We start from the raw sequence: 21,658 nt of genomic DNA on the forward strand, positions 1-21,658 counted from the left end.
GATGAAGGGCGAACGACTCGTGATCGTCGGCGGCGGCCTCGCGGGCGCACGTGCCGCGGAGGGGGCGAGGCAGGCCGGGTACACCGGCCAGATCACGATCGTCGCCGGCGAGGACGCGATGCCCTACATCCGGCCGCCGCTGTCGAAGGAGTTCCTGACCGGCGCCGCCGAGCGGGACGTCGTCGACGTGCACCCGGCGGAGTGGTACGCCGACGAGCGCGTCGAGGTGCTGCGCGGAGTGCGCGCGACCGGGCTCGATCCCGCGGCGCACCGACTCGGTCTCGCCGACGGCCGCCGGCTCGAGTACTCGCGCCTGCTCCTCGCTACGGGCGCGAGCGCGAGGCGCTGGCGGGCACCCGGGGGCGAGCTCGCCGGGGTGCACGTGCTGCGCACCTTCGCCGATTCCGTCGCGCTCCGCGACGGGCTCTCGGGCGGTGGGCGGCGCATGGTCGCGATCGGCGCCGGATGGATCGGCCTCGAGGCGACCGCCGCGGCACGCGGGTACGGCGACGAGGTCACGGTGGTCGCCCCCGAGGCGGTGCCGCTCGCCGCAGCCGTCGGCACGGCCGTCGGCGGGGTGTTCGCCGAACTGCACCGGGCGCACGGCGTCGAGCTGCGGATGTCGACCGGCGTCGTGGGCATCCGCGGCGCCGAGGGGCGTGCGACGGGCGTCGAACTCGACACCGGCGAGATCGTGCCCGCCGACCTCGTGCTCGTCGGCATCGGCGCCGCGCCCGAGACCGGGCTCGCCGAGGCCGCCGGCCTCGAGGTGCAGAACGGCATCGTCGCGGATGCCTCGTTCCGCACCAGTGCCGACGACGTCTACGCCGTCGGCGACGTCGCGAGCGTCTACCACCCCGTCCTCCAGGCGCACCTGCGCACCGAGCACTGGGCGAACGCCGAGAACGCGGGCCGGGCCGCGGGCCGCGCGCTCGCGGGCGAGTCGCTCGAGTACGCCGAGATCCCCTACTTCTACACCGACCAGTACGATCTCGGCATGGAGTACTCGGGCTACGCAACCCTCGCCGACCGCGTCGACCCGGTGTTCCGCGGCGACCGCGCAGCCCGGGAGTTCATCGCCTTCTGGCAGCGCGACGGGCGGGTGGTCGCCGGCATGAACGTCAACGTGTGGGACGTGAACGACGCGGTGCAGCGGCTGATCCGCTCGGGTGCCCGCATCGATCCGGCGCGCCTGGCCGACCCGGCGGTGCCCCTCGACGAACTCGTGGCCGAGGCATCCGCGTGACCGGAGCGCTGCCGACCGGCTGGGCCGACCCGAACCTCGCCGACCCCGTGCGCCGGATCGCCGGGCGCGAGGTCGACTTCCGACGCACCATCGCGATCATGGCGGTCGTGAACCGCACCCCCGACTCGTTCTACGACCGGGGGGCGACCTTCGGACTCGACGCGGCCGTCGCCGCCGCGCACCGCGCGATCGACGCGGGTGCCGCGTGGATCGACATCGGGGGAGCGAAGTTCGGTCCTGGACCGGCCGTTCCCGTCGCCGAGGAGATCGACCGGGTCGTGCCCGTCGTCGCCGCGCTCGCCGGGTCGGGGGCGGCGCTCTCCGTCGACACCTTCCACGCCGAGGTCGCCGCCGCGGCGATCGCGGCCGGGGCCGACGTCGTCAACGACACGACCGGGGTGCATGATCCCGCACTGGCCGAGGTGGTCGCCGACTCCGAGGCGACCCTCGTCATCACGCACAGCCGGGCGGAGCCGCGGCAATGGTTCCCGAGGCCCCAGTACGACGACGTCGTGGGCGAGATCTCGGCGTTCCTCGAGCAGCGCGTCGCACTCGCGGTCTCTCGAGGCGTGCCCGAGTCCCGCATCGTGCTCGACCCGGGCCACGACCTCAACAAGAACACCCTGCAGACGCTCGAGCTGACCCGGCGGTTCGCCGAGTTCACGCGACTCGGCTTCCCGCTCGTCGCCGCCGTCTCGAACAAGGACTTCATCGGCGAGAGCCTCGACCGTCCCCGAGGCGAGCGGCTCGCGGGCTCGATCGCGGCCGCGGTCTTCTGCGCGCTGCAGGGCGCGCGCATCCTGCGCATGCACAACATCGCCGAGTCGGTCGACGCGGCGCGCATGGTCGAGGCGATCATGGGATGGCGCGAGCCCGCGTACCTCAAGCACAACATGCTCGACGGCCCGAACGAGGAGCCGTGATCGGGGCCGAGGGCTCGGCGCCCGCCGGACCGGCCCGCCCCGTCGACCGGGCCGGACTACTCGTCGCATACGCCCTGCCCGACCGCGAGGCGCCGCGCGTCCGCATGAACTTCGTGATGAGCCTCGACGGCGCCGTCGCGCTCGACGGCCGGAGCGGCGGGCTCGGCGACGACGCCGACCGGCTCGCGATGGGGGTGCTGCGCACCCTCGCCGACGTCGTGCTCGTCGGGGCCGGGACGGTTCGTGCCGAGGGATACGGCGGCCTGCGCCTGCGCGAGGAGAACGCGGCCTGGCGTCGCGAGCACGGGCTGGCCGACCAGCCCCGCCTCGCGGTCGTCTCCTCTGCGCTCGACCTCGACCCCGGGCACCCCTTCTTCGCCGACGCGGTCACCCGTCCGATCGTCGTCACGCACGCGGCATCCGACCCGGTGCGTCGCGCCGCGCTCGCCGAGGTCGCCGAGGTGCTCGTCTGCGGCGGCACGGCCGTCGATCCGATCGCCATGCGCGAGGCCCTCGCGGCGGCGGGGCTCCCGCAGATCCTCTGCGAGGGCGGCCCCCACCTGTTCGCCTCGCTCGTCGAGGTCGACGCCGTCGACGAGCTGTGCCTCAGCCTCAGCCCGCTGCTCGTCTCCGGCGACGCCGGTCGCATCATCGCCGGCGGACACGAGCACGCGCGCCCGATGCGGCTCGTGCACGCGATCCCCGCGGGCGACCTGCTGCTCCTCCGCTACGCCCGCGCGCGCTGATCCCGTCGTGCCCGACGCGACCGCGGAGCTCAGGCGGCCGGGTCGAGGGTGTGCGCGTCGAGGATCGTGTACGAGTAGCCCTGCTCCGCGAGGAACCGCTGCCGGTTCTGCGCGAAGTCCTGGTCGACGGTGTCGCGCGCGACGAGCGTGTAGAAGTTGGCGCTGAGCCCCGACTCCTTCGGACGCAGCAGCCGGCCGAGGCGCTGCGCCTCCTCCTGTCTCGACCCGAACGAACCCGACACCTGGATGGCGACCGTCGCTTCGGGCAGGTCGACCGAGAAGTTCGCGACCTTCGACACCACCAGCACCGGTGTCGTGCCGTCGCGGAACTCCTGGAAGAGCCGTTCGCGTTCGTCGACCGGCGTCGAGCCGGTCAGCTGCGGGGCGCCCAGCGCCTCGGCGAGTTCGTCGATCTGGTCGAGGTACTGTCCGATCACGAGGATGCGCTCGCCCGCGTGCCGGGCGACGAGCTCACGCACGACGCCGAGTTTCGCCGGCGCGGTCGCGGCGAGGCGGTAGCGCTCGTCGTCGGCGGATGCCGCGTACGCGAGCCGCTCGGACTGCGGGAGGTCGATGCGCACCTCGTAGCAGGCCGCGGGGGAGATGAAGCCCTGGGCCTCGATCTCCTTCCACGGGGCGTCGAAGCGCTTGGGGCCGATGAGCGAGAACACGTCGCCCTCGCGGCCGTCCTCCCGCACCAGGGTCGCCGTGAGGCCGAGTCGCCGGCGGGCCTGCAGTTCTGCGGTCAGCTTGAACACCGGCGCGGGCAGCAGGTGCACCTCGTCGTAGACCACGAGGCCCCAGTCGAGGGCGTCGAGCAGCGCGAGATGGGCGTACTCGCCCTTCCGCTTGGCGGTGAGGATCTGGTAGGTCGCGATCGTGACCGGCTTGACCTCCTTCACCTGCCCCGAGTACTCGCCGATCTCGTCGGCGGTGAGACTCGTGCGCTTCAGCAGCTCGTCGCGCCACTGCCGGGCGCTCACGGTGTTCGTGACGAGAATGAGGGTCGTCGTCTTCGCGGTCGCCATCGCGCCCGCCCCCACGAGCGTCTTGCCCGCGCCGCAGGGCAGCACGACGACGCCCGAGCCGCCCTCGAAGAAGTTGTCGACCGCCTTCTGCTGGTAGTCGCGGAGGTGCCAGCCGTTCTCTTCGAGGTCGATCTCGTGCGGAGTTCCCGGGGTGTAGCCGGCGAGGTCCTCGGCCGGCCAGCCGAGCTTCACGAGCTCCTGCTTGAGCTGCCCGCGGGCCCACGGTTCGACGAGGAAGCCCGTGTCGCCGACGCGCTCGCCGATGAGCGGCGCGATCTTGCGGGCGCCAACGACCTCGGTGAGCACGGCGACGTCGTCGCCGTGCAGGCGCAGCTCGCCCTCGTCGGTGCGGTCGATCACGAGGCGGCCGTAGCGCCCGACGGTCTCGCGCATGTCGACGGCGACCGTCTGGGGCACCGGGAATTTCGCGTAGCGCTCGAGCGTGCCGAGCATGTCCTCGGCGTCGTGGCCCGCCGCGCGGGCGTTCCAGAGGCCGAGCCGGGTGATCCGGTAGGTGTGCACGTGTTCGGGGGCGCGCTCGAGCTCGGCGAACACCGCGAGGTCGTGCCTGGCGTCTTCGGCGAGCGGGTGCGCGACCTCGAGGAGCACGGTGCGGTCGCTCTGCACGATGAGGGGGCCGTCTGACATAACCGTCGAGTCTACGCCCGTGCGGTGGGAGGGCGGCCGGGCGGGTGCCCGGGCGCGTCGCGCGTCGGGCTCAGATCTCGGCGGGTGCGGGCGCGACGGCCGCGATCGCCGAGATCGGGAGGGTGCGCTCGATGTCGGCCTTGCGGTCGCGCGCACGGAGCCGGCCGTTCGCGACGCTCGCGGGCGCGAGGAGGTAGTCGGCGGTGTCGCCGCCCGGCATCCGCACTGTCACCGTCAGCGTCTCCTTCGAGCGGGCGGCGGCCTCGAGCTGGCGCGCGAGCCATGCCTGTTCGGCGTCGTCGCCCAGCTGCTCCTCGGCCATGCGGTCGAGCAGCGCCGCGATCGGGTCGGTCGCCGGCGCGACGACCGGGGCCGGCGCGAGCCGGTGCCGCTGGAGCCGGATGATCTCGCCCGCCGCGTTCTCGGCCGCGACCGGATACCTCGCATCGGAGAGCGCCCAGAAGACCACATCGGGTGCGAAGCGCGAGAGCAGCCGGTGCGGGCCGGTCTGGCGCAGGGCGAGCGAGGAGATCGACTGGTCGACCGCGAGGGTGCGGATGAGCTGCTCGTCATCGGAGCGGATCGAGGCCCGCGCCGGCGCATCGGAATCGGCGGCGCTCGACACGCGCACGGCTCCGAACCGCTCGGCGGCCTCGGCCACGAGATACGCGAGCGGTTGCGGGATGCCGGTGAGCGAGAGCCCGCCGAGGAACTCGAGGATGGAATCGGCGGTCTCGCCGGCGGCGAGCCCGCGGTTCACGGATGCCGCGCTCACGCGATACGTCGAGGCGAGGTCGCGCCCCTCGACGTCGGCGACGCCGCGGAGCCGACCGTCGAGCGCCGGTTCGAGCGGCCCGGGGGCGACGATCGAGAGATCGTGCTGCAGGTAGACGCGGTCGACCTGGGCGGGGAAGTGGGCGGCAACGAGATCGGCGGCCCGGTCGAGTTCGCCCCCGAGCACGAGCCGACCCGCTTCGACCGGCTCGCCCGCGACGGCGAGCCCGAGCGCCTCGGCCTCGCCGAAGAGCCGTTCGAGGCCGTCGTCGAGCCAGGGGCCGCCCGCCGGGTACAGCCACCGCACGTCGTCGCGCAGGGCGGTCGCGGTGAGCGGGTCGCTGCGACGGGCGACGAGTCGGCGCAGCGTCTCGGGGATGCGATCGCGCCAGAACTCGGCCAGCCGCAGCCACCGGCCGCGCGCGGACTCGAGCGACCAGGCCGCGCCGCGGTCGGACTCGAGCCAGAAGGCACCGTCGCGCACGACGAGACCGGCCTCTTCAGCGCGATGGAAGAGCCGGGGGAGCGCGTCGAGCTCGGTGCCGCTCGCCTCGGCGAGCCGCTTCGAGTCGGGCAGCGCGAGCCCGCCCTTCGCCAGCTCACGCGCGGGTTGGGCTCCCAGCGCGGCGAGCAGTTCGGCCGTCGCCGTCACGGTGGCGTAGGCGGCCTCGGAGGAGTGCCGCTCGAGCAGGCTCCGGTCGACCGAGTCGCTCGGCACGAGCACCGGGGGAGCCGGGGCCGCGAGGTCGCCGGCGGTCGGCAGGTCGACGCCGAGCCGCGGCGCGAGCCGCGCGGCGACGGCGGCGGGCACGTGGATCCGGTCGTCGTGCCGCACCACGAGCAGCGACTCGCACAGATCGCCGATCAGTTCGCCCGTGGCATCCACCCGCGTGTTCGTGGCGCCCAGCGCCGACAGCTCGCCCTGCACCGCCTCGACCGTGCTGCCGCCGGTGCCGTCGGCGATGGTCGCCGCGACGGCGAGCGCCGCGAGGTGGCGCCGGTCGAGGCGCCCGATGGCCTGGTCGAGCGAGTCGGGCGCGAGGAGCGCCTCGGCGAGGTCGAAGAGGTCGTGGATGCCCGTGGTCTCGAACTCGCGCGTCCGCAGTGCTGCGGCGAGGTCATCTCGCGTCAGCTCGCGGAGTCGTGCGGCGAGTTCGAGCATCGTCTCCGCTCAGCTCGATCCGGCTCGGGCTTCGCGGGAACGTCGCACGCTGTTGATGATGAGCAGCACGATCAGGAGCAGGAACGCGATCGGCAGGCCGAACCAGGGGAGCATGATGATGAACGGCCAGGCGCCCTGGCTGAAGCCGTCGTCGGCGGCGGCGCCGTTCGCGGTGCCGATCATGACGACGAAGAAGGCGACGATCGACAGGCCGACGATCGTCGCGAACATGACGGCGAGGATGCGCTCGGCGCGATGCTCGGTGATAGGGCCGGAATCGCTCACCCGTCAAGAATAGGGCAGGAGGCCGCGGTACGGGGGACGTGACTCTAGACTGGGGGGAGAACGGCGCGTTGATTTCGGCGCGCCGTGAGACGTATAAGCGAGGTTTTCACGATGCCCACCGGCAAGGTCAAGTTCTACGACGAGGACAAGGGTTTCGGCTTCATCAGCGGCGATGACGGCCAGGAGGTCTTCCTCCACGCATCCGCCCTCCCCGCCGGCGCGACCGTGCGTGCGGGCAGCAGGCTGGAGTTCGGCATCGCCGAGGGCAAGCGCGGTGCGCAGGCGCTCTCCGTGCGGGTCATCGACACGCCCGTCAGCCTCACCAAGATCCACCGCAAGCCCGCCGACGACATGGCGATCATCGTCGAGGACGTCGTGAAGGTGCTCGACGGCATCGGTGCCGACCTCCGGCGGGGGCGCTACCCCGAGAAGTCCAAGGCGCGCACCGTCGCCGCGGTGCTGCGCAAGGTGGCTGACGATCTGGATGCCTGAGACCCCCGACACCCAGCAGCCGGCCGCCGACGAGTCCGCGGCCGAGACCGGCGCCGCGCTCGAGACGGCGCCGCCCGTCGCCGACGAGGCGCTGCTCGCCTCGGTCGATCTCGCGCGGCGCGCGTTGCTCGAGGTGACCGCGCCCGAGACGGTGGGCTCCGTCATCGGACACGTGGTCGAGGGCGAGCACGTGCTGAGCCTGCTCTTCGCCTCGGACCTCGCCGGCTACCCCGGCTGGCGGTGGAGCGTGACGATCACCCGCGTCGACGATGCGGAGCCGACCGTGCTCGAGACCGAGTTGATGCCGGGCGAGCAGGCGCTGCTCGCGCCCGAATGGGTGCCGTGGTCCGAGCGTCTCGCCGAGTACCGGGCGGCCCAGCAGACCGCGGCCGAGCTCGCCGCTGCTGCCGCCGCCGCCGGCGACGACGCCGAGACCGACGAGTTCGACGACGAGACCGACGAGTTCGACGACGAGACCGACGAGTTCGACGACGAGGCCGACGACGACTCCGACGAAGACGACGCGGACGACGAAGACGATCCTGACGACGGGCTCGCGCACGACGACGCGTTCGACGGGATCGACATCGACGCGCTCGACCTCGACGCGGCCTCCGAAGACGAAGACGAAGACGAAGACGAAGACGAGGCGACGCCGACGGCGTGACCCGCGGTCAGGCGGAGACGCCCGATCCGTCGTCGCGCGACTGACGAGCGCGGCGACGGATCACCTGCACGACGACGATCCCGAGGACCCCGAGCGCGACGCCGACGATCGCGGCCGCGAGGCACCATCCGAGTCCGGCGGCATCGAGCGCGTCACGGAACACGAAGCAGCCGGCAGCCACCACGAGCCATCCGATCGTGCCGGCGACGAGCGCCTTGCGCGCGTCGGCCCGCGCGGGCGCCGGATCGGGTCGGCGCTCCTCCTCGCTGAGCCAGAGGCGCACCCGGTCAGCCGATCCGCTCGAGGACATGGTCGATCGAGGCGAGGAGCTTGCGGACGTCGTCGGGCTCGATGGCCGTGAACGTGGCGATGCGCAGCTGGTTGCGGCCGAGCTTGCGGTAGGGCTCGGTGTCGACGACGCCGTTCTCGCGCAGCACCTTCGAGATAGCCGACGCGTCGACCGACTCGTCGAAGTCGATGGTCACGACGACCTGCGAACGGTCGGCCGCGTCGGCGACGAACGGGGTCGCGACGCTCGAGGCCTCGGCCCACTCGTACAGCAGCCCGGAGGATTCGCGGGTGCGCGCGTCGGCCCAGGCGAGGCCGCCCGACGCATTGATCCAGTCGATCTGGTTCTCCATCAGGAGGAGGGTTGCGAGCGCCGGGGTGTTCAGGGTCTGGTCGAGACGCGAGTTGTCGACCGCGTTCTTCAGCGAGAGGAACTCGGGGATGTACCGGCCCGATGCGGCGACGCGCTCGACGCGTTCGATCGCGGCGGGCGACATGAGCGCGAACCACAGCCCGCCGTCGGCTGCGAAGTTCTTCTGCGGTGCGAAGTAGTAGACGTCGAATTCGCGGGCGTCGACGGCGGTGCCGCCCGCGGCGCTCGTCGCGTCGATGACGGTGAGCGCACCGGCGTCGCCCGCGACGCGCGCGACGGGGGCCTGCACGCCGGTCGACGTCTCGTTCTGCGGCCACGCGTAGACGTCGAAGCCCGCGGCGGCCTCGGCGCGAGCGCTCGTGCCGGGGGCCGCGGTGCGCACCTCGGGAGCCTCGAGCCAGGGGGCGCCCGCGGCCTTCGCGAACTTCGCGCCGAACTCGCCGAACGAGGCGAGCTGCGCGCGGCGCTCGATGAGCGAGACGGCCGCCGAGTCCCAGAACGCGGTCGAGCCGCCGTTGCCGAGCACCACTTCGTAGCCCTCGGGAAGCGAGAAGAGCTCGCCCAGCCCGCGGCGCACGCGGCCGACGAGGTTCTTCACGGGCGCCTGGCGGTGCGAGGTGCCGAGCAGCGCCGGGCCGAACTCGGCCAGATGCGCGAGCTGCTCGGGGCGGACCTTCGACGGCCCGCATCCGAAGCGTCCGTCGGCAGGCAGCAGGTCAGCGGGAATCACAAGGCTCGGCATGCGACGAGTCTAGCGAGGCAGTGGTGGCCGCTAGGCTTGATGACGGGCTGCGACGCAACGGGAGGATACCGCGTGACCGATCTGATCGATACGACCGAGATGTACCTGCGCACGATCCTCGACCTCGAAGAGGAGAACATCGTGCCGCTTCGTGCGCGCATCTCAGAGCGTCTCGGTCACTCCGGCCCGACCGTGTCGCAGACCGTCGCCCGCATGGAGCGAGACGGGCTCGTCGTCGTCTCGGGCGACCGTCACCTCGAGCTCACCCCAGAGGGCCGCAGCAAGGCCGTGCACGTCATGCGCAAGCACCGTCTCGCCGAGCGGCTGCTCGCCGATGTCATCGGGCTCGAATGGGAGTACGTGCACGACGAGGCCTGCCGCTGGGAGCACGTCATGAGCGAGCAGGTCGAGCGTCGCCTCATCGAGATCCTCGGAGGCCCGAAGGAGTCGCCGTACGGCAACCCCATCCCCGGCCTCGAAGAGCTCGGTCTGCCGCCGGCCGACGCCTTCATGACGGGTGTGGTGAACGTCGTCGACGCGGTCGCCGACCGCGACGCACCGGTGCGCGGCACCGTTCGCCGGCTCGGCGAGCCCGTGCAGTTCGACCCCGAACTCCTCGGCCAGCTCAAGCAGGCCGGCGTGATGCCGGGTGCGCTCGCGAGCTTCAGCCGCGCCGGCGGGTACGTGCTCGTCGAGGTCGACGGGGCCGACGGCGGCATCGAGCTGCCGACCGAAGTCGCTGGGCACCTCTTCATCAGCCTCTGAATCGAGCGGGATCGCCGCGCGAATCGGGCGATTCCAGCCGCGCCGTGATCGAAATGTGACAATCGGGCTCGGCTCGCGTACCCTCGTACGAGTCCACCGGCACGAAGCCAGCTGGAGGACCAGGGTCGAGACGCTCCCAGCGCTCACCGCTCGACCCGGTACCCGTGAGGCGCCCTGCGCGCATCAGGTGAGACGACATCCAGGTGGCGTGGGGCGACGGAGGTTACATCTTGGCTCGACTCTCCCGGCGCCGTCCCACCAGGACCCGCGCTCGCGGGGCCGCGACGAAGGCGATCATCGCTTCGAAGGCCCCCAGTTCCCCCACCACCCCCCAGACGCAGGATCTCGCGACGGCGGTCGCCGCGAAGGCGCTGCCGTCGACCAGGCGCCTCCGGCGCGGTGGTCTCGCGAACATCCTCGTGATGACGGCAGCGGCCGGCATCGTCGGCACGCTCGCGATCCCGGCCTACGCCATCGCCCCGGGCAGTGTCGGCCCGCAGTTCGGCGAGACCGACGCGACCCGCCTGTCGAAGGCGCAGGCCCAGACGGTCGAGGTCACCGACGACGTGATCGCGGCGCCCGTCACCGCCGACGGCTACGCGACGGTCTCCGGCGAGGAGATCCGCGCGGCGGCTGCGGCGGCCGAGGCCGCTGAAGCGGCCGAAGCGGCCCGCATCGCCGCGGAGAACGCGATGACCTCGTACGCGGCGTCGTACGACGGCCCCTCGGTCGGCGACTTCCTCGCGAACCCGCCGTACCCGAGCTTCGACCTCGCGAGCGTGTACAGCGTCGCGACGCAGTACATCGGCACCCCGTACGTCTACGGCGGCGCGACGCCCGCGGGCTTCGACTGCTCCGGTTTCGTGATGTACGTCTACGCGCAGTTCGGCGTCAGCATGCCCCACTCGTCCGCCGGGCAGGGTGCGATGGGAACGGTCATCTCCGAGGCCGACGCGCAGCCGGGCGACCTCGTGATCATGGACGGCCACGACGGCTTCTACGCCGGCGACGGGATGATCCTGCACGCGCCCTACGAGGGCGCCTCGGTCCGCGTCCAGCCCATCTGGACGAGCGACTACTCGATCGTGCGCATCGGCATCTGAACGTGAACACCGCGTGTCCGCCACGCGACGAACGGCGCGCCGGGAGTTCCCGGGGCGCCGTTCGTGCTCTAGCCTGAAACCCTGACGATCCGAGATACCGGGCAGGTGAAGCCGATGGTGAAGGCGCACAGCATCCATTCCACGGGTGCGCGCGCGCAATTCCACCAACGGCGCAGCAGTCAGCCGAGTACCATCCGCGCGAACGCGCCGACGGGCACTGTCTTCATGACGGTGCCCGTTTTGCGTTCTCGGGGTCGGTGCGGCGACGCCTCCACCCGCAGATCCTCGCCCATCGGGCGTGCCCTCGGGTCGTCAAGTCCTGCACGCGGCTGGAAGCCATCCAGCCCCGATCGGAAGGCCCCCCATGCGCACTCTCGTGCTCAACGCCGGATATGAACCGCTCGCCGTCGTCTCCTTCAAACGGGCGCTCCTGCTCGTCATGAATCAGAAGGCGACCGTCATCCTCCGCGAGGAGGGCAATCCGGTGTGCGCGGCGAGCGGCAGCTGGGACAGGCCGAGTGTCATCCTGCTGACGCGCTACGTCCGCACTCCCCGGTCGCACCAGGTGCCGGTGAGCCGCCGCGGGGTGCTGCGGCGCGACGACCACCGCTGCGCGTACTGCGGCCGCTCCGCCGCCACCATCGATCACGTGCTGCCGCGCTCGCGAGGCGGTCGCGACACCTGGGAGAACCTCGTCGCGTGCTGCCTGCGGTGCAACAACACGAAGAGCGACCGCACGCCGGCCGAGATGGGCTGGGAGCTGCGCTTCGCACCGAAGATGCCGAACGGGCGCAGCTGGGCGGTCCGCGGCGTCGAGCGACCGCTTCCGCAGTGGAGCGAGTACCTCGCCACCGCAGCCTGAGCACCGAGCGACCGGCGATCCTCGCCTGGGCCGCGGCGCTCGACGCGGCGCGCGCAGGGCTCGTGCGTCGTCGTGACAAACGGCGCCGCAGTGCCCTATGGTAGGTCGGGTGCGGACCGCCCCCCGAGATCCTGAGCATGGTCGTCGACGACGCCCTGAGCCGGTCGTTCCGACCCCTCGGGCACCGCGACGCAACGGCCCGACGCGGGTCCTCGCCACGGTGCTCGTCGTGCCGGCGATCGTCGGCACCGTCGCGCTTCCGGCCTACGCCATCATTCCGGGCGGCGACGAGTTCGGGGCATCCGGCGCGTTCAGCCTGAGCGTCGCCGAGGCGCAGGACGTCACGGTCGGCGCCCTCGCGAGCGGCGCGCCGATCGTCTCCGACGGCTACGCGGTCACCACGAAGGCCTCCATCGAAGAGGCGCGCCTGGCGGCCGAAGAGGCCGAGCGGGCGCAGTGGGCCTCCGAGCTCGCCTCGCGCGGCGGCGGCAGCTACGCCCTCTACACCGTGCGCGCCGAGGGCGACGACTACCCCTGGTGGGACCAACTGCCCGACGACTACGGCGGCGGCCTCTCGCCGCTGCGCTACTACTACCGCGAGTGCGTCGACTTCGTCGCCTGGCGTCTCAACCGCGATGCCGGGGTGACCAGCGCGCCGTGGAAGTGGGACTGGTCGAACCTCGCCTCGGGCAGCGCCTACGCCTGGGCCGACGAATGGGTGAGCCACGGCTGGCCCACGTCGAGCACCCCCGTCGTCGGCGCGGTGGCCTGGTTCCCGTACAACCACGTCGCCTACGTGCAGTCGATCAACGCCGACGGCTCCGTGAACATCGAAGAGTACAACCAGAACTCCGACCACTCGTACCACCAGCGCACGATCCCCGCAGGCGACGCGCTGTACCTGTACCCGCCGGCCTGAACCCGGCCGGGCCGGTGCGCCCGCGACGCCTCGCGGGCTCCGGCGTCGGCGCCTAGGGCATCCGGGCGAGGCACGCCGGCGCGGGCGTCGCGACCGTGTCGACGACCCCGAGCGGCACGCCCTCCTCATCGAGCGCGACGATCGCGATCGAGTCGGAGCCCTGGTCGGCGACGAGGGCGAAGCGCTCGTCGCGACTGAGCTCGAGGTCTCGCGGATGCCGTCCGCCCGTCGCGACGGTGGCGACGAGCTCGAGGGTGCGCGCCCGGGCGTCGAGCCGGAGGCCGCGCAGCGCGTCGGCGTCGCGGTCGCCGATGAGCACGATGCCGCCGCGGGTGAGCCTGATCGCCGAGCATCCGAGGCCCCGCGGCTCGGTGTCGGGCCCGATCGGGAACCAGGCGAGCTCGCGCCCCTCGACGAGGTCGATGAGGCTCGCCGTGCGATCGAGTTCGTTCGCCGTGACGGCGAGGTCGCCCGAGATCACGAGATGGCGCGGGCCGGCGCCCGGGTGCATCACGATGTCGGCGTGCTCGTCGTGATCGAGCGTCGCGGGCAGACGGTCGAGGCCGATGACGCGGATGCGGTCGGCACCGAGATCGGGGACGAGCAGCCGATCGCGGTCGTGGTCGAGCACCGCCTGGTGCGGGTGCGATCCGGTCTGGCGATCGGGGTTCGGCCCTGCGCCCGAGAACTCGGCCTCGAGCACGGCGTCGGCCGAGGCGTCGGGTGCGAGCGGGTGCACGGTCACACGGTGCCCCGAGTAGTTGGCGGCGAAGGCGAGTTCGCCCGATTCGGTGAACGCGAGGTGGCACGGGTCGCCGCTCGTGGCGCCGATGCGGCTGAACGGGGAGAGGCCGTCGCCCTCGAAGGTCCAGCTCGAGATGCGGCCGTCGGCGAGTTCGTGCACGATGCCGAGCACGCCCGATGCCCCTGAGATCGCGAGGAACATGGGATTCGGTCCCACATCGATCGGTTCGCCGAGGGTCGCGCGCCCGTCGGCATCGAGGTCGAGCGAGCGGATGCCGCGCGCCGGAGATCCCAGCGCGCCGAGCGTCGATGCGCCGACCCAGAACCTCGTCGTGCCCGCCTCGACCATGCCGCCTCCGTTCTCGCGGCAGGGCCGCACGTCCACGCGCACGCCGTGCGCCGCCGATCACGCTACCGGAGTGCCATAGAATCGAACGACCGGCCTCTGTAGCTCAATGGAAGAGCAACTCCGTCCTAAGGAGCAGGTTGGGGGTTCGAGTCCCTCCAGGGGCACCGACTGGTGCGCACCGGCGCCGACCACGACGCGAACCGATTCGGGACGTTCGGCGCGTGTCCACCCCCGAACGGGGGGAGTTCCGGTGCTACGCTCGAGGTACTTCGCAGCGACGGCGGCGACGATGTTTCGGGTACATCGCCTCCTCATTACTGTCACCGCGGAGAGCGACGGGGAAGGATCCGGGGGGCAATGATCTCTTCCTCGCCTAGCGACGCGTGTGCCATCGGGCGTACGCCATCGCCGGGTTCGCGACCTACCCGCGTGGTCCGGTGATGGCCGGGCCGGCGATTCCCCCTCGCCGGCCCGGCGGTCCTCTCCGTTCGGCATCGTCGCGCCGGTCCGCCCGGCGGAGCCGGCTCATCCGCCGATGAGCCCGCGCAGGTCGTCGGCGGTGAGCGACTCGCTGAACAGCTCGTCGTCGTCCATGAGCGACGACACCAGCGCGGCCTTCTTCGCCTTGAGCGCCATCACCTTCTCCTCGATCGTGCCCTCGGCGACCATGCGGTAGACCATCACGGTCTTCGACTGGCCGATGCGGTGCGCGCGGTCGACCGCCTGCGCTTCGCTCGCGGGGTTCCACCAGGGGTCGAGCAGGAACACGTAGTCGGCTTCGGTGAGGTTGAGCCCGAATCCGCCCGCCTTGAGGCTGATGAGGAACACGGGCGCGTCGCCGGTGCGGAAGCGGTCGATGACCTCGCTCCGGCGCCGGGTCGAGCCGTCCAGGTAGGCGTACGGCACGCCGGCCGCCTCGAGCCGCGCGGCGGCGAGCTCGAGGAACGAGGTGAACTGGCTGAACACGAGCGCCCGGTGCCCCTCGGCGATGACCTCGTCGAGCTGGTCGAACAGGGCGTCGAGCTTCGCCGAAGGCACGTCGCCGTACTGCTCGGAGTCGATGAGGGCCGCGTGCAGGCTCAGCATGCGGAGGAGCGTGAGCGAACGGAACACCGTGAAGCGGTTGCGGTCGAGGTCGTCGATGAGGCCGAGCAGCTTCTGGCGTTCGCGTTGCAGGAAGGTGTCGTAGATGCGGCGGTGCGTCGGATCGAGCGCGACCTGGAGCACCTGCTCCTGCTTCTCGGGCAGTTCGGGGGCGACGAGCTCCTTCGTACGACGAAGCACGAGCGGGCGGATGCGACGGCGGAGCGTCGCCAGCCGTTCGCCGTTGCGGTCGATCTCGATGGGCCGGCGGTAGCGTTCGGCGAAGGCCCTGGCCGAGGGGAACAGGCCGGGCGCGACGATGCGCAGCAGCGCCCACAGCTCCATGAGGTTGTTCTCGACCGGGGTGCCGGTCACGGCGAGCCTGAACGGCGCGCGGATGTCGCGGGCGGCCTGATTCGCCTTCGAGTTGCCGTTCTTCACGAACTGCGCCTCGTCGAGCACGAGGCCCGACCAGTCGAGTTCGGCGAAGGCCCCGGCGTCGAGGCGGAGGATCGCGTAACTCGTGACGACGAGGTCGGCCCCGGCGATCACGTCCTCGAGCCGTCGACGGCTCGCCGACTGCGTCGCCGTCACCGTCACGACGCGGAGTCCCGGCGCGAATCGCGCCGACTCCCGCTCCCAGTTCGACACCACCGAGGTCGGCGCCACGACGAGGAACGGGGATGCCGAGGCATCCGATCGCCCCTTCGCATGCGCGACGAGCGCGAGCGTCTGGGCCGTCTTGCCGAGCCCCATGTCGTCGGCGAGGATGCCGCCGAGGCCGTGCCGGTGGAGGAACGCGAGCCAGCGGAAGCCCTCGAGCTGGTAGGGGCGCAGTTCGATCGCGAAGCCCTCGGGCTGGGGGATCGGCTCGATACCGTCGGGGGCGTTGAGGCCGGCGACCGTCTCCCGCCACGAGACGGCGGCGGCCGACTCGTCGGCGAGATCCTCGAACTCGGCCCAGAGGCTCGTCTGCGTGCGGTGGATCGGCAGTTCTCCGCCCTCCCACTCGTCGAGGGTGCCGGCTTCCTCGAGGAGTTCGCGGAGCGGCGCGAACACCGGCTGATCGAGCGAGAGGTAGCTGCCGTCGACGAGGAGGAGCTTCTTGCGCCCGTGCGAGAGTGCGCTGAACAGCGGGCCGAACGGCACCTTCTTGCCCTCGACCGTGACCACCACCCCGAGGTCGAACCAGTCGGTGCGCTCGCTCTCGACGGTCGTCACGGTGAGCTTCGGCGCCTCGGTGAGCTCGCGGTACTCGGGCGCCTCGCCGACGACGTCGACGCGCAGGTGCTCGAGCGCCTCCAGTCGCGGCAGGACGCGGGTCGAGAACTCGGCGGCCTCGACGCCGCGCACCACGACGACGGGTCTGAGGCCCGCGGATGCCTCGGCCCCGCTCCGGCGCCGGTCGCGGGCGCCGGGAGCACGGGAGGTTCGCAGCAGCGCCGCGCCCGTCGGCTCGCCGGCTGCGAGCTCGGCCGCGAGCTCGGCGGGCCGCCGCTCGTGCGCGGGGTCGTGGAACTCGGGGTCGGGGGCGTCGAACGCGAGGCGCCGACCGCCGTCGGTCTCCCACTCCCAGACCAGGCGCACCAGATGGCCCGGCTCGTGGGTCACGGTCGCGACGAGCGTCGCCGGCGGAAGCGCTGGCAGCTCGACCGCGGGGTCGTCGCTCGCGATGCGCACCGCGCGCGCGAGCCGCGGGTACTCCTCGCGGGCGAAGTCGTCGAACTCGGCGGCGGGCACCACGATGGGGTCGGTGCGACGCACGACGGCCCGGGCGGCCGGGGTCAACGAGGTCGAGAGCGGCGCGAGGGTGATGCGGCCCCGGGCGAAGTCGAAGGTGTAGACCCCGTGGTCGCCGATGAGGCGCGCCCGACGGCTCGGATGGCGCTCCCCGTCGACCGCGACGGTGGGTGCGAGCTCGAGGCCCGCGGGCCTCGCGGCATCGGACTCGGCATCGGCCGTTGCATCGGCATCGACTTCTGCATCGGCCGCGCGTGCGTCCAGACTGATGTCCGCGGCCTCGCCGACCACCACCTCGGTCTGGGCGGTCGATCCGACGAGGGCGATGCCGAGCGCGGAGGCCTGCTCGAAGAGCGCCCAGAGCGTCGCGCTCTCGTACTCGTCGAGCGAGATCCACGCCGAGCCGTACTCGGCGAAGGCCGAATGGCGAGCGCCCTTCAGCACCGAGAACTCCCCGAACCAGCGCGCCTGTCGCGGATCGAAGCCGCCGGCGCTCCCCTGGAATCCGACGTTCTGCCAGGTCAGGTTCGACTTGATCCAGCCACCGCGCGCACCGCGGGTCACCGGGCGCACGGCGAGCCGGTCGACCGAGGCCTCGGTCGACGCCGGTTCGTCGCGCGCTGCCTGACGGGGGCCGCCGCGTCGCGCGACGCGCTCGCGCAGCTCGAACTGCAGGGCGAGCGGCTGGCGCGGCACCGACTCCCCGGCGTCGCGCCCGGCCGCCGTCGTCAGCGCCTCGAGCTCCGCACGCCAGCCGCGGCCGGCGGCATCCTCGATCTCGGGCGCCGGGGCGGCGGCCTCCTGCCTGTGGCGCTCAGCCGAGGCGAGGAGCGCGGCCGCGACGTGCTTGCAGTTGCGTCCGACCGGGCAGCTGCAGGTGCCCGACAGGATCGTCGTGCGTCCCGGGATGCCGAGGTCGAGTCGGACGTTCACCCGGTACGATTCCGCCGAGCTGCCCCGCACGACAGCGCCGAGCCGGAACCCGGCGGCCTCCCAGACGAGCTCCTCGACGGCACCCGAGCGCTCGACGGTGCGCCCGCGACTGAGGCTCAGCGGGCCGACGAGACGGGCGATGGCGAGTTCCTCGACGGGCGGGAACGAGTCGGAGGGCATCCCTCTATCGTCGCATCCGCGGACGCCCTCGCGCGCATCGAGCGCCGCCGAGACGGCTCAGTCGCACGGTGCCCGTGCGCCCATCCGTTCGGACGCTCAGTTCCAGTCGACGGCGTGCACCCAGCCGGCGATGTACGCGCGCTCGTTCTCGTCGAGGCGCACGGGCGCCCGCGGTCCCTGTGCGTCGGCCTCGCAGAGTTCGAGGATGCGTCGCACCACGACCATGCGGAGCGGCGCATCGAGGTTCTCGAGGATCTCCTGGCGCAGCGGACCCTCGAGCATGGGCCACCAGAGGCCGATCGGTGGGAGTGTCGTCCCGCTGCGGCGCGCGGATGGGGGACGATCGATGGTCGAACTCATTGGGCCTGCTCCTCGAAGGTCCTGCCGGTCTCGGGGTCGCGGACGACGACGCGTTCGTCGGCGTCGGAGTCCTCCTCGGCCAGCTGATGCTGCTCGGAGGCGCGGAGCGCCTCGTCCTGCTCGTCGTGCGCGCCGGGTTCGTCGGATCGTGCGTCGCCCATGTGATGCTCCTCGCGCCGCCGGCCGGTCGGCCCCGGCGGAGACGAGGTTACGCCGGTCGCAGGGCCGGCACGAGGGATTGACGCACTTTCCCGTCGGTGCTACCGCCGCGCGGCGAGGAGGTGCAGGATGGTCGGATGGACCTCCCGGTGATGCCGCCAGTGCCGCCCATGCTCGCCAAGTCGGTGAAGGAGATCCCCGACACCGGTCACGTCGAACCCAAATGGGACGGGTTCCGCACCATCGTCTTCAAGGACGGCGACGAGATCGAGCTCGGCAGCCGCAACGAGCGGCCGATGACCCGTTACTTCCCCGAGCTCGTCGCCTCGCTCCGGGAGAACCTGCCGACGCGGTGCGTGGTCGACGGCGAGATCATCATCGCGACCGACGGGCGGCTCGACTTCGAAGCCCTGCAGCAGCGGATCCACCCCGCCGAGAGCCGCGTCCGGATGCTCGCGGAACGCACTCCGGCGGCATTCGTCGGCTTCGACCTGCTGGCCTCCGGGGACGACGACCTCATGTCGCGACCGTTCTCCGAGCGGCGAGCGCGTCTCGTCGACGCGCTCGCCGAGGCATCCGACCCGATCTTCACGACCCCCGCGACGAGCGACCCCGACGTCGCGCGCGACTGGTTCAACCGATTCGAGGGCGCGGGGCTCGACGGCGTCGTCGCGAAGCCGCTCGACGGCACGTACCTTCCCGACAAGCGCGCGATGTTCAAGATCAAGCACGAGCGCACGGCCGACTGCGTCGTCGCCGGGTACCGGTGGCACAAGTCGGGCGACATCGTCGGCTCCCTGCTGCTCGGCCTCTACGGCGAGGGCGGCCGGCTGCAGCATGTGGGCGTCGTCGCCGCGTTCCCGATGGCACGGCGGGCGAGCCTCGTCTCTGAACTCGAGCCGCTCGTCGCCACCGATCCGGCCGAGCACCCATGGAGCGGGTGGGCCGAGGAATCGGCGCAGCAGGGCAATCGGATGCCGGGGGCGGTGAGCCGGTGGAACGCGGGCAAGAACCTCTCGTTCGTGCCGCTCCGGCCCGAGCTCGTCGTCGAGGTCGCGTACGACCACATGGAGGGCGACCGCTTCCGCCACACGGCGCAGTTCCGCAGGTTCCGGCCCGACCGGACTCCCGAGAGCTGCACCTACGCGCAGCTCGAGGCGCCCGACGGCCTCGATCTCGGTGAGATCCTGCCGCTGCGGGGGTGAGCCGGGCGCGGTGCCCGACTCAGAGCACGGCGCGGAGGCCCGCCGGCATCGCCGTGTGGTGCTCGAACACCAGGTTCGTCTCGGTGAGGGCGACCGCGGGGTTCGCCGACAGGTTCTTCAGCACGAACTGGCGCACGTGGTCGCTGTCGCGCACGCGCACGTGGATGAGGAAGTCCTCGGAGCCGCCGAGGAAGAAGAGCTGCGCGACCTCGGGCTGGGTGCGGAGCTCGTCGGAGATCTGCTCCATCAGGTGACGGGCGCCGGGGCGGATGCGCACGCTCACGAGCGCCTGCAGGTGGTAGCCGAGCGCGGCGGGGGAGATCTCGGCGGTGTAGCGCACGATGACGCCGCGCTCGCGGAGGGAGCGCACCCGGGCGAGGCAGGTCGAGGGCGAGACGCCGACGGCCCGGGCGAGATCGACGTTGGGGATGCGCGCGTTCTCGTGCAGGAGCGCGATGATCTGGCGGTCGACGGCGTCGAGCACCACGGGCGCGGGCTCGACGCCCGGGGCGCTGATCTGCGGTGCATCCGTCATCGGCACCCTCGCTTTCGCATGAATGAATCGGGAGTCTCCATTCTACCGAATTATCCACGGTTGATCTTTCCGAATGACGAACAAGCGGCGATGATGTTCGAATCCATCCACATTCCATTCGGTCGATCCTGCGTCGGCCGAGAGCTATTCGGAGCAATCATGCGTATCGGCGTGCCCGCTGAGATCAAGAACAACGAATTCCGCGTCGCGATGAACCCGGCCGGCGTGCACGCGCTCACGCAGCGCGGCCACTCGGTCGTCATCGAGTCGGGCGCCGGCACCGGGGCCGGCTACACCGACGCCGAGTACATCGACGCGGGCGCGGGCATCGTCGCCACCGCCGCCGAGGCGTGGTCGGCCGAGCTCGTGCTGAAGGTCAAGGAGCCCGTCGCGAGCGAGTACGGCTACCTCCGCAGCGACCTCACTCTCTTCACCTACCTCCACCTCGCGGCCGACCTGCCGCTGACGAAGGCCATCCTCGACTCGGGCGTCACGGCGATCGCCTACGAGACCGTGCAGCTGGCCGACCGCTCGCTGCCGCTGCTCACCCCCATGAGCGAGGTCGCAGGTCGCCTCGCCCCGCAGGTCGGCGCCGCCGAGCTGCACGCCTCCAAGGGCGGTCGCGGCGTGCTCCTCGCGGGCGTGCCCGGCACCGCTCCCGCCAACGTCGTCGTGATCGGCGGCGGCGTCGCCGGCGAGCAGGCCGCGGCGACCGCGCTCGGCCTCGGCGCCGACGTCACCGTCTTCGACATCTCGCTGCCGAAGCTGCGCGAGATCGACGGACGCTACCACGGCCGCATCAAGACGATGTCCTCCTCCTCGTACGAGATCGCCCGTGCCCTGAAGACCGCCGACCTCGTCGTCGGCGCCGTGCTCATCCCGGGTGCTGCCGCGCCGAAGGTCGTCACCGACGAGATGGTCGCCTCGATGAAGCCGGGCGCCGTGCTCGTCGACATCGCGATCGACCAGGGCGGCTGCTTCGAGGGCTCGCGCCCGACGACGCACGCCGAGCCGACCTTCACGGTGCACGACGCGATCTACTACTGCGTCGCGAACATGCCCGGCGCGGTGCCGGCGACTTCGGCGCCCGCGCTCATCAACGCGACCCTGCCGTACGCCCTGAAGATCGCCGACCTCGGCTGGGAGGCGGCGCTCGAGGGCGACGCCGCGCTCGCCAAGGGCCTCAACGCGACGGGCGGCAAGCTCACCTACGAGCCCGTCGCCGCGGCTCACGGCTTGGAGTACTCGGCTCGCTGAGCCGCTGCGGGGTTCGCTCGTCGGACCCCGCCGGACTTCACCCCTCGCAGCCGATCGGCCGCCACTGCACAGGCGGTCGCGAGGGGTGCG

At 71.9% G+C, this 21,658-nt stretch carries 21 protein-coding genes and 1 tRNA gene; 12 read left to right on the forward strand and 10 right to left on the reverse strand.

Annotated elements, in window-relative coordinates:
* Position 1 precedes the first annotated feature (1 nt).
* From GQQ93_RS06410 to GQQ93_RS06420, 3 genes are read left to right on the forward strand one after another with little or no spacing between them, the layout of a single operon-like run.
* Entirely contained in the window at positions 2–1,246 is a 1,245-nt protein-coding gene (locus GQQ93_RS06410) for an NAD(P)/FAD-dependent oxidoreductase (protein WP_157423418.1), read from the forward strand.
* A complete protein-coding gene (gene folP / locus GQQ93_RS06415; RefSeq protein WP_376863119.1) occupies positions 1,243–2,169 on the forward strand; it encodes a dihydropteroate synthase in 927 nt (308 codons plus the stop codon). The genes GQQ93_RS06410 and folP overlap by 4 nt, the downstream gene beginning before the upstream one ends.
* Positions 2,166–2,915, forward strand: a complete 750-nt coding sequence (locus GQQ93_RS06420; RefSeq protein WP_170296139.1) for a pyrimidine reductase family protein — start codon at positions 2,166–2,168, stop codon at positions 2,913–2,915. Before folP ends, GQQ93_RS06420 begins: the two co-directional genes overlap by 4 nt.
* 29 nt (positions 2,916–2,944) lie before the next feature.
* Here GQQ93_RS06420 and GQQ93_RS06425 read toward each other — a convergent pair whose 3' ends face one another.
* The 3 genes from GQQ93_RS06425 to GQQ93_RS06435 all read right to left on the reverse strand — a co-directional run bounded on the left by GQQ93_RS06425 (position 2,945) and on the right by GQQ93_RS06435 (position 6,812).
* The gene (locus GQQ93_RS06425; RefSeq protein WP_157423420.1) at positions 2,945–4,591 is read right to left on the reverse strand and encodes a DNA repair helicase XPB; all 1,647 of its coding nucleotides are present in this window, start codon (positions 4,589–4,591) and stop codon (positions 2,945–2,947) included.
* A gap of 70 nt (positions 4,592–4,661) precedes the next feature.
* Positions 4,662–6,527 carry a helicase-associated domain-containing protein gene (locus GQQ93_RS06430; protein WP_157423421.1) on the reverse strand — a complete coding sequence of 622 codons (1,866 nt, stop codon included), beginning with the start codon at positions 6,525–6,527 and terminating at the stop codon, positions 4,662–4,664.
* A 9-nt stretch (positions 6,528–6,536) separates the two neighbouring features.
* Positions 6,537–6,812 carry a multidrug ABC transporter ATPase gene (locus GQQ93_RS06435; RefSeq protein WP_157423422.1) on the reverse strand — a complete coding sequence of 92 codons (276 nt, stop codon included), beginning with the start codon at positions 6,810–6,812 and terminating at the stop codon, positions 6,537–6,539.
* Between the two features lie 111 nt (positions 6,813–6,923).
* On the opposite strand from GQQ93_RS06435, the gene GQQ93_RS06440 reads away from it, so the two are divergent.
* On the forward strand, positions 6,924–7,304 hold the full coding sequence (locus GQQ93_RS06440; protein ID WP_157423423.1) for a cold-shock protein: 381 nt from the start codon (positions 6,924–6,926) through the stop codon (positions 7,302–7,304).
* Entirely contained in the window at positions 7,297–7,971 is a 675-nt protein-coding gene (locus GQQ93_RS06445; RefSeq protein ID WP_157423424.1) for a DUF3027 domain-containing protein, read from the forward strand. The genes GQQ93_RS06440 and GQQ93_RS06445 overlap by 8 nt, the downstream gene beginning before the upstream one ends.
* A gap of 7 nt (positions 7,972–7,978) precedes the next feature.
* On the opposite strand, the gene GQQ93_RS06450 is transcribed toward GQQ93_RS06445, so the two are convergent.
* The gene (locus GQQ93_RS06450) at positions 7,979–8,254 is read right to left on the reverse strand and encodes a DUF2530 domain-containing protein (RefSeq protein ID WP_157423425.1); all 276 of its coding nucleotides are present in this window, start codon (positions 8,252–8,254) and stop codon (positions 7,979–7,981) included.
* 4 nt (positions 8,255–8,258) lie between these two features.
* The gene (serC, locus tag GQQ93_RS06455; protein WP_157423426.1) at positions 8,259–9,374 is read right to left on the reverse strand and encodes a phosphoserine transaminase; all 1,116 of its coding nucleotides are present in this window, start codon (positions 9,372–9,374) and stop codon (positions 8,259–8,261) included.
* A gap of 72 nt (positions 9,375–9,446) precedes the next feature.
* Between serC and GQQ93_RS06460 the strand changes: the two genes are divergently transcribed.
* The 4 genes from GQQ93_RS06460 (at position 9,447) to GQQ93_RS06475 (ending at position 13,023) form a co-directional block, all read left to right on the forward strand.
* Positions 9,447–10,139, forward strand: coding sequence for an iron-dependent transcriptional repressor DtxR (locus tag GQQ93_RS06460; protein ID WP_157423427.1), 693 nt, complete (start codon positions 9,447–9,449; stop codon positions 10,137–10,139).
* 230 nt (positions 10,140–10,369) lie between these two features.
* Complete coding sequence (locus GQQ93_RS06465; RefSeq protein WP_157423428.1) at positions 10,370–11,242, forward strand: C40 family peptidase; 873 nt, start codon at positions 10,370–10,372, stop codon at positions 11,240–11,242.
* Between the two features lie 364 nt (positions 11,243–11,606).
* Positions 11,607–12,104, forward strand: a complete 498-nt coding sequence (locus tag GQQ93_RS06470) for an HNH endonuclease (RefSeq protein WP_157423429.1) — start codon at positions 11,607–11,609, stop codon at positions 12,102–12,104.
* Positions 12,105–12,333: 229 nt separating this feature from the next.
* A complete protein-coding gene (locus GQQ93_RS06475) occupies positions 12,334–13,023 on the forward strand; it encodes a CHAP domain-containing protein (RefSeq protein WP_170296140.1) in 690 nt (229 codons plus the stop codon).
* A 52-nt stretch (positions 13,024–13,075) separates the two neighbouring features.
* On the opposite strand, the gene GQQ93_RS06480 is transcribed toward GQQ93_RS06475, so the two are convergent.
* Entirely contained in the window at positions 13,076–14,116 is a 1,041-nt protein-coding gene (locus GQQ93_RS06480; RefSeq protein ID WP_157423431.1) for a lactonase family protein, read from the reverse strand.
* Positions 14,117–14,208: 92 nt separating this feature from the next.
* On the opposite strand from GQQ93_RS06480, the gene GQQ93_RS06485 reads away from it, so the two are divergent.
* Positions 14,209–14,280: transfer RNA gene (locus tag GQQ93_RS06485), tRNA-Arg, on the forward strand.
* A gap of 361 nt (positions 14,281–14,641) precedes the next feature.
* Here GQQ93_RS06485 and GQQ93_RS06490 read toward each other — a convergent pair.
* The 3 genes from GQQ93_RS06490 to GQQ93_RS06500 all read right to left on the reverse strand — a co-directional run bounded on the left by GQQ93_RS06490 (position 14,642) and on the right by GQQ93_RS06500 (position 18,573).
* Positions 14,642–18,052, reverse strand: a complete 3,411-nt coding sequence (locus tag GQQ93_RS06490; RefSeq protein ID WP_157423432.1) for a DEAD/DEAH box helicase — start codon at positions 18,050–18,052, stop codon at positions 14,642–14,644.
* A gap of 96 nt (positions 18,053–18,148) precedes the next feature.
* Positions 18,149–18,412 carry a hypothetical protein gene (locus tag GQQ93_RS06495; RefSeq protein ID WP_157423433.1) on the reverse strand — a complete coding sequence of 88 codons (264 nt, stop codon included), beginning with the start codon at positions 18,410–18,412 and terminating at the stop codon, positions 18,149–18,151.
* A complete protein-coding gene (locus GQQ93_RS06500; protein ID WP_157423434.1) occupies positions 18,409–18,573 on the reverse strand; it encodes a hypothetical protein in 165 nt (54 codons plus the stop codon). The genes GQQ93_RS06495 and GQQ93_RS06500 overlap by 4 nt, the downstream gene beginning before the upstream one ends.
* A 135-nt stretch (positions 18,574–18,708) precedes the next feature.
* Here GQQ93_RS06500 and GQQ93_RS06505 point away from each other — a divergent pair, with 135 nt between their 5' ends.
* Entirely contained in the window at positions 18,709–19,776 is a 1,068-nt protein-coding gene (locus GQQ93_RS06505; RefSeq protein WP_157423435.1) for an ATP-dependent DNA ligase, read from the forward strand.
* A 19-nt stretch (positions 19,777–19,795) separates the two neighbouring features.
* Here GQQ93_RS06505 and GQQ93_RS06510 read toward each other — a convergent pair whose 3' ends face one another.
* Positions 19,796–20,311: an Lrp/AsnC family transcriptional regulator gene (locus tag GQQ93_RS06510; RefSeq protein ID WP_157423436.1), complete on the reverse strand. Its 516-nt coding sequence runs from the start codon at positions 20,309–20,311 to the stop codon at positions 19,796–19,798.
* A 159-nt stretch (positions 20,312–20,470) separates the two neighbouring features.
* On the opposite strand from GQQ93_RS06510, the gene ald reads away from it, so the two are divergent.
* Positions 20,471–21,568, forward strand: coding sequence for an alanine dehydrogenase (gene ald, locus GQQ93_RS06515; RefSeq protein WP_157423437.1), 1,098 nt, complete (start codon positions 20,471–20,473; stop codon positions 21,566–21,568).
* Positions 21,569–21,658: the final 90 nt, after the last annotated feature.

It is taken from the genome of Agromyces lapidis (assembly GCF_009749405.1).
Taxonomy (GTDB): Bacteria; Actinomycetota; Actinomycetes; order Actinomycetales; family Microbacteriaceae; genus Agromyces; species Agromyces lapidis.

Bases quoted from the DNA above. Each gene is read 5' to 3' on its own strand.
- GQQ93_RS06410 (WP_157423418.1), top strand. From the start codon at position 2: ATGAAGGGCGAACGACTCGTGATCGTCGGCGGCGGCCTCGCGGGCGCA.
- GQQ93_RS06425 (WP_157423420.1), bottom strand. From the start codon at position 4,591: ATGTCAGACGGCCCCCTCATCGTGCAGAGCGACCGCACCGTGCTCCTC.
- GQQ93_RS06430 (WP_157423421.1), bottom strand. From the start codon at position 6,527: ATGCTCGAACTCGCCGCACGACTCCGCGAGCTGACGCGAGATGACCTC.
- GQQ93_RS06440 (WP_157423423.1), top strand. From the start codon at position 6,924: ATGCCCACCGGCAAGGTCAAGTTCTACGACGAGGACAAGGGTTTCGGC.
- GQQ93_RS06445 (WP_157423424.1), top strand. From the start codon at position 7,297: ATGCCTGAGACCCCCGACACCCAGCAGCCGGCCGCCGACGAGTCCGCG.
- serC (WP_157423426.1), bottom strand. From the start codon at position 9,374: ATGCCGAGCCTTGTGATTCCCGCTGACCTGCTGCCTGCCGACGGACGC.
- GQQ93_RS06470 (WP_157423429.1), top strand. From the start codon at position 11,607: ATGCGCACTCTCGTGCTCAACGCCGGATATGAACCGCTCGCCGTCGTC.
- GQQ93_RS06480 (WP_157423431.1), bottom strand. From the start codon at position 14,116: ATGGTCGAGGCGGGCACGACGAGGTTCTGGGTCGGCGCATCGACGCTC.
- GQQ93_RS06490 (WP_157423432.1), bottom strand. From the start codon at position 18,052: ATGCCCTCCGACTCGTTCCCGCCCGTCGAGGAACTCGCCATCGCCCGT.
- GQQ93_RS06495 (WP_157423433.1), bottom strand. From the start codon at position 18,412: ATGAGTTCGACCATCGATCGTCCCCCATCCGCGCGCCGCAGCGGGACG.
- GQQ93_RS06500 (WP_157423434.1), bottom strand. From the start codon at position 18,573: ATGGGCGACGCACGATCCGACGAACCCGGCGCGCACGACGAGCAGGAC.
- GQQ93_RS06505 (WP_157423435.1), top strand. From the start codon at position 18,709: ATGGACCTCCCGGTGATGCCGCCAGTGCCGCCCATGCTCGCCAAGTCG.
- GQQ93_RS06510 (WP_157423436.1), bottom strand. From the start codon at position 20,311: ATGACGGATGCACCGCAGATCAGCGCCCCGGGCGTCGAGCCCGCGCCC.
- ald (WP_157423437.1), top strand. From the start codon at position 20,471: ATGCGTATCGGCGTGCCCGCTGAGATCAAGAACAACGAATTCCGCGTC.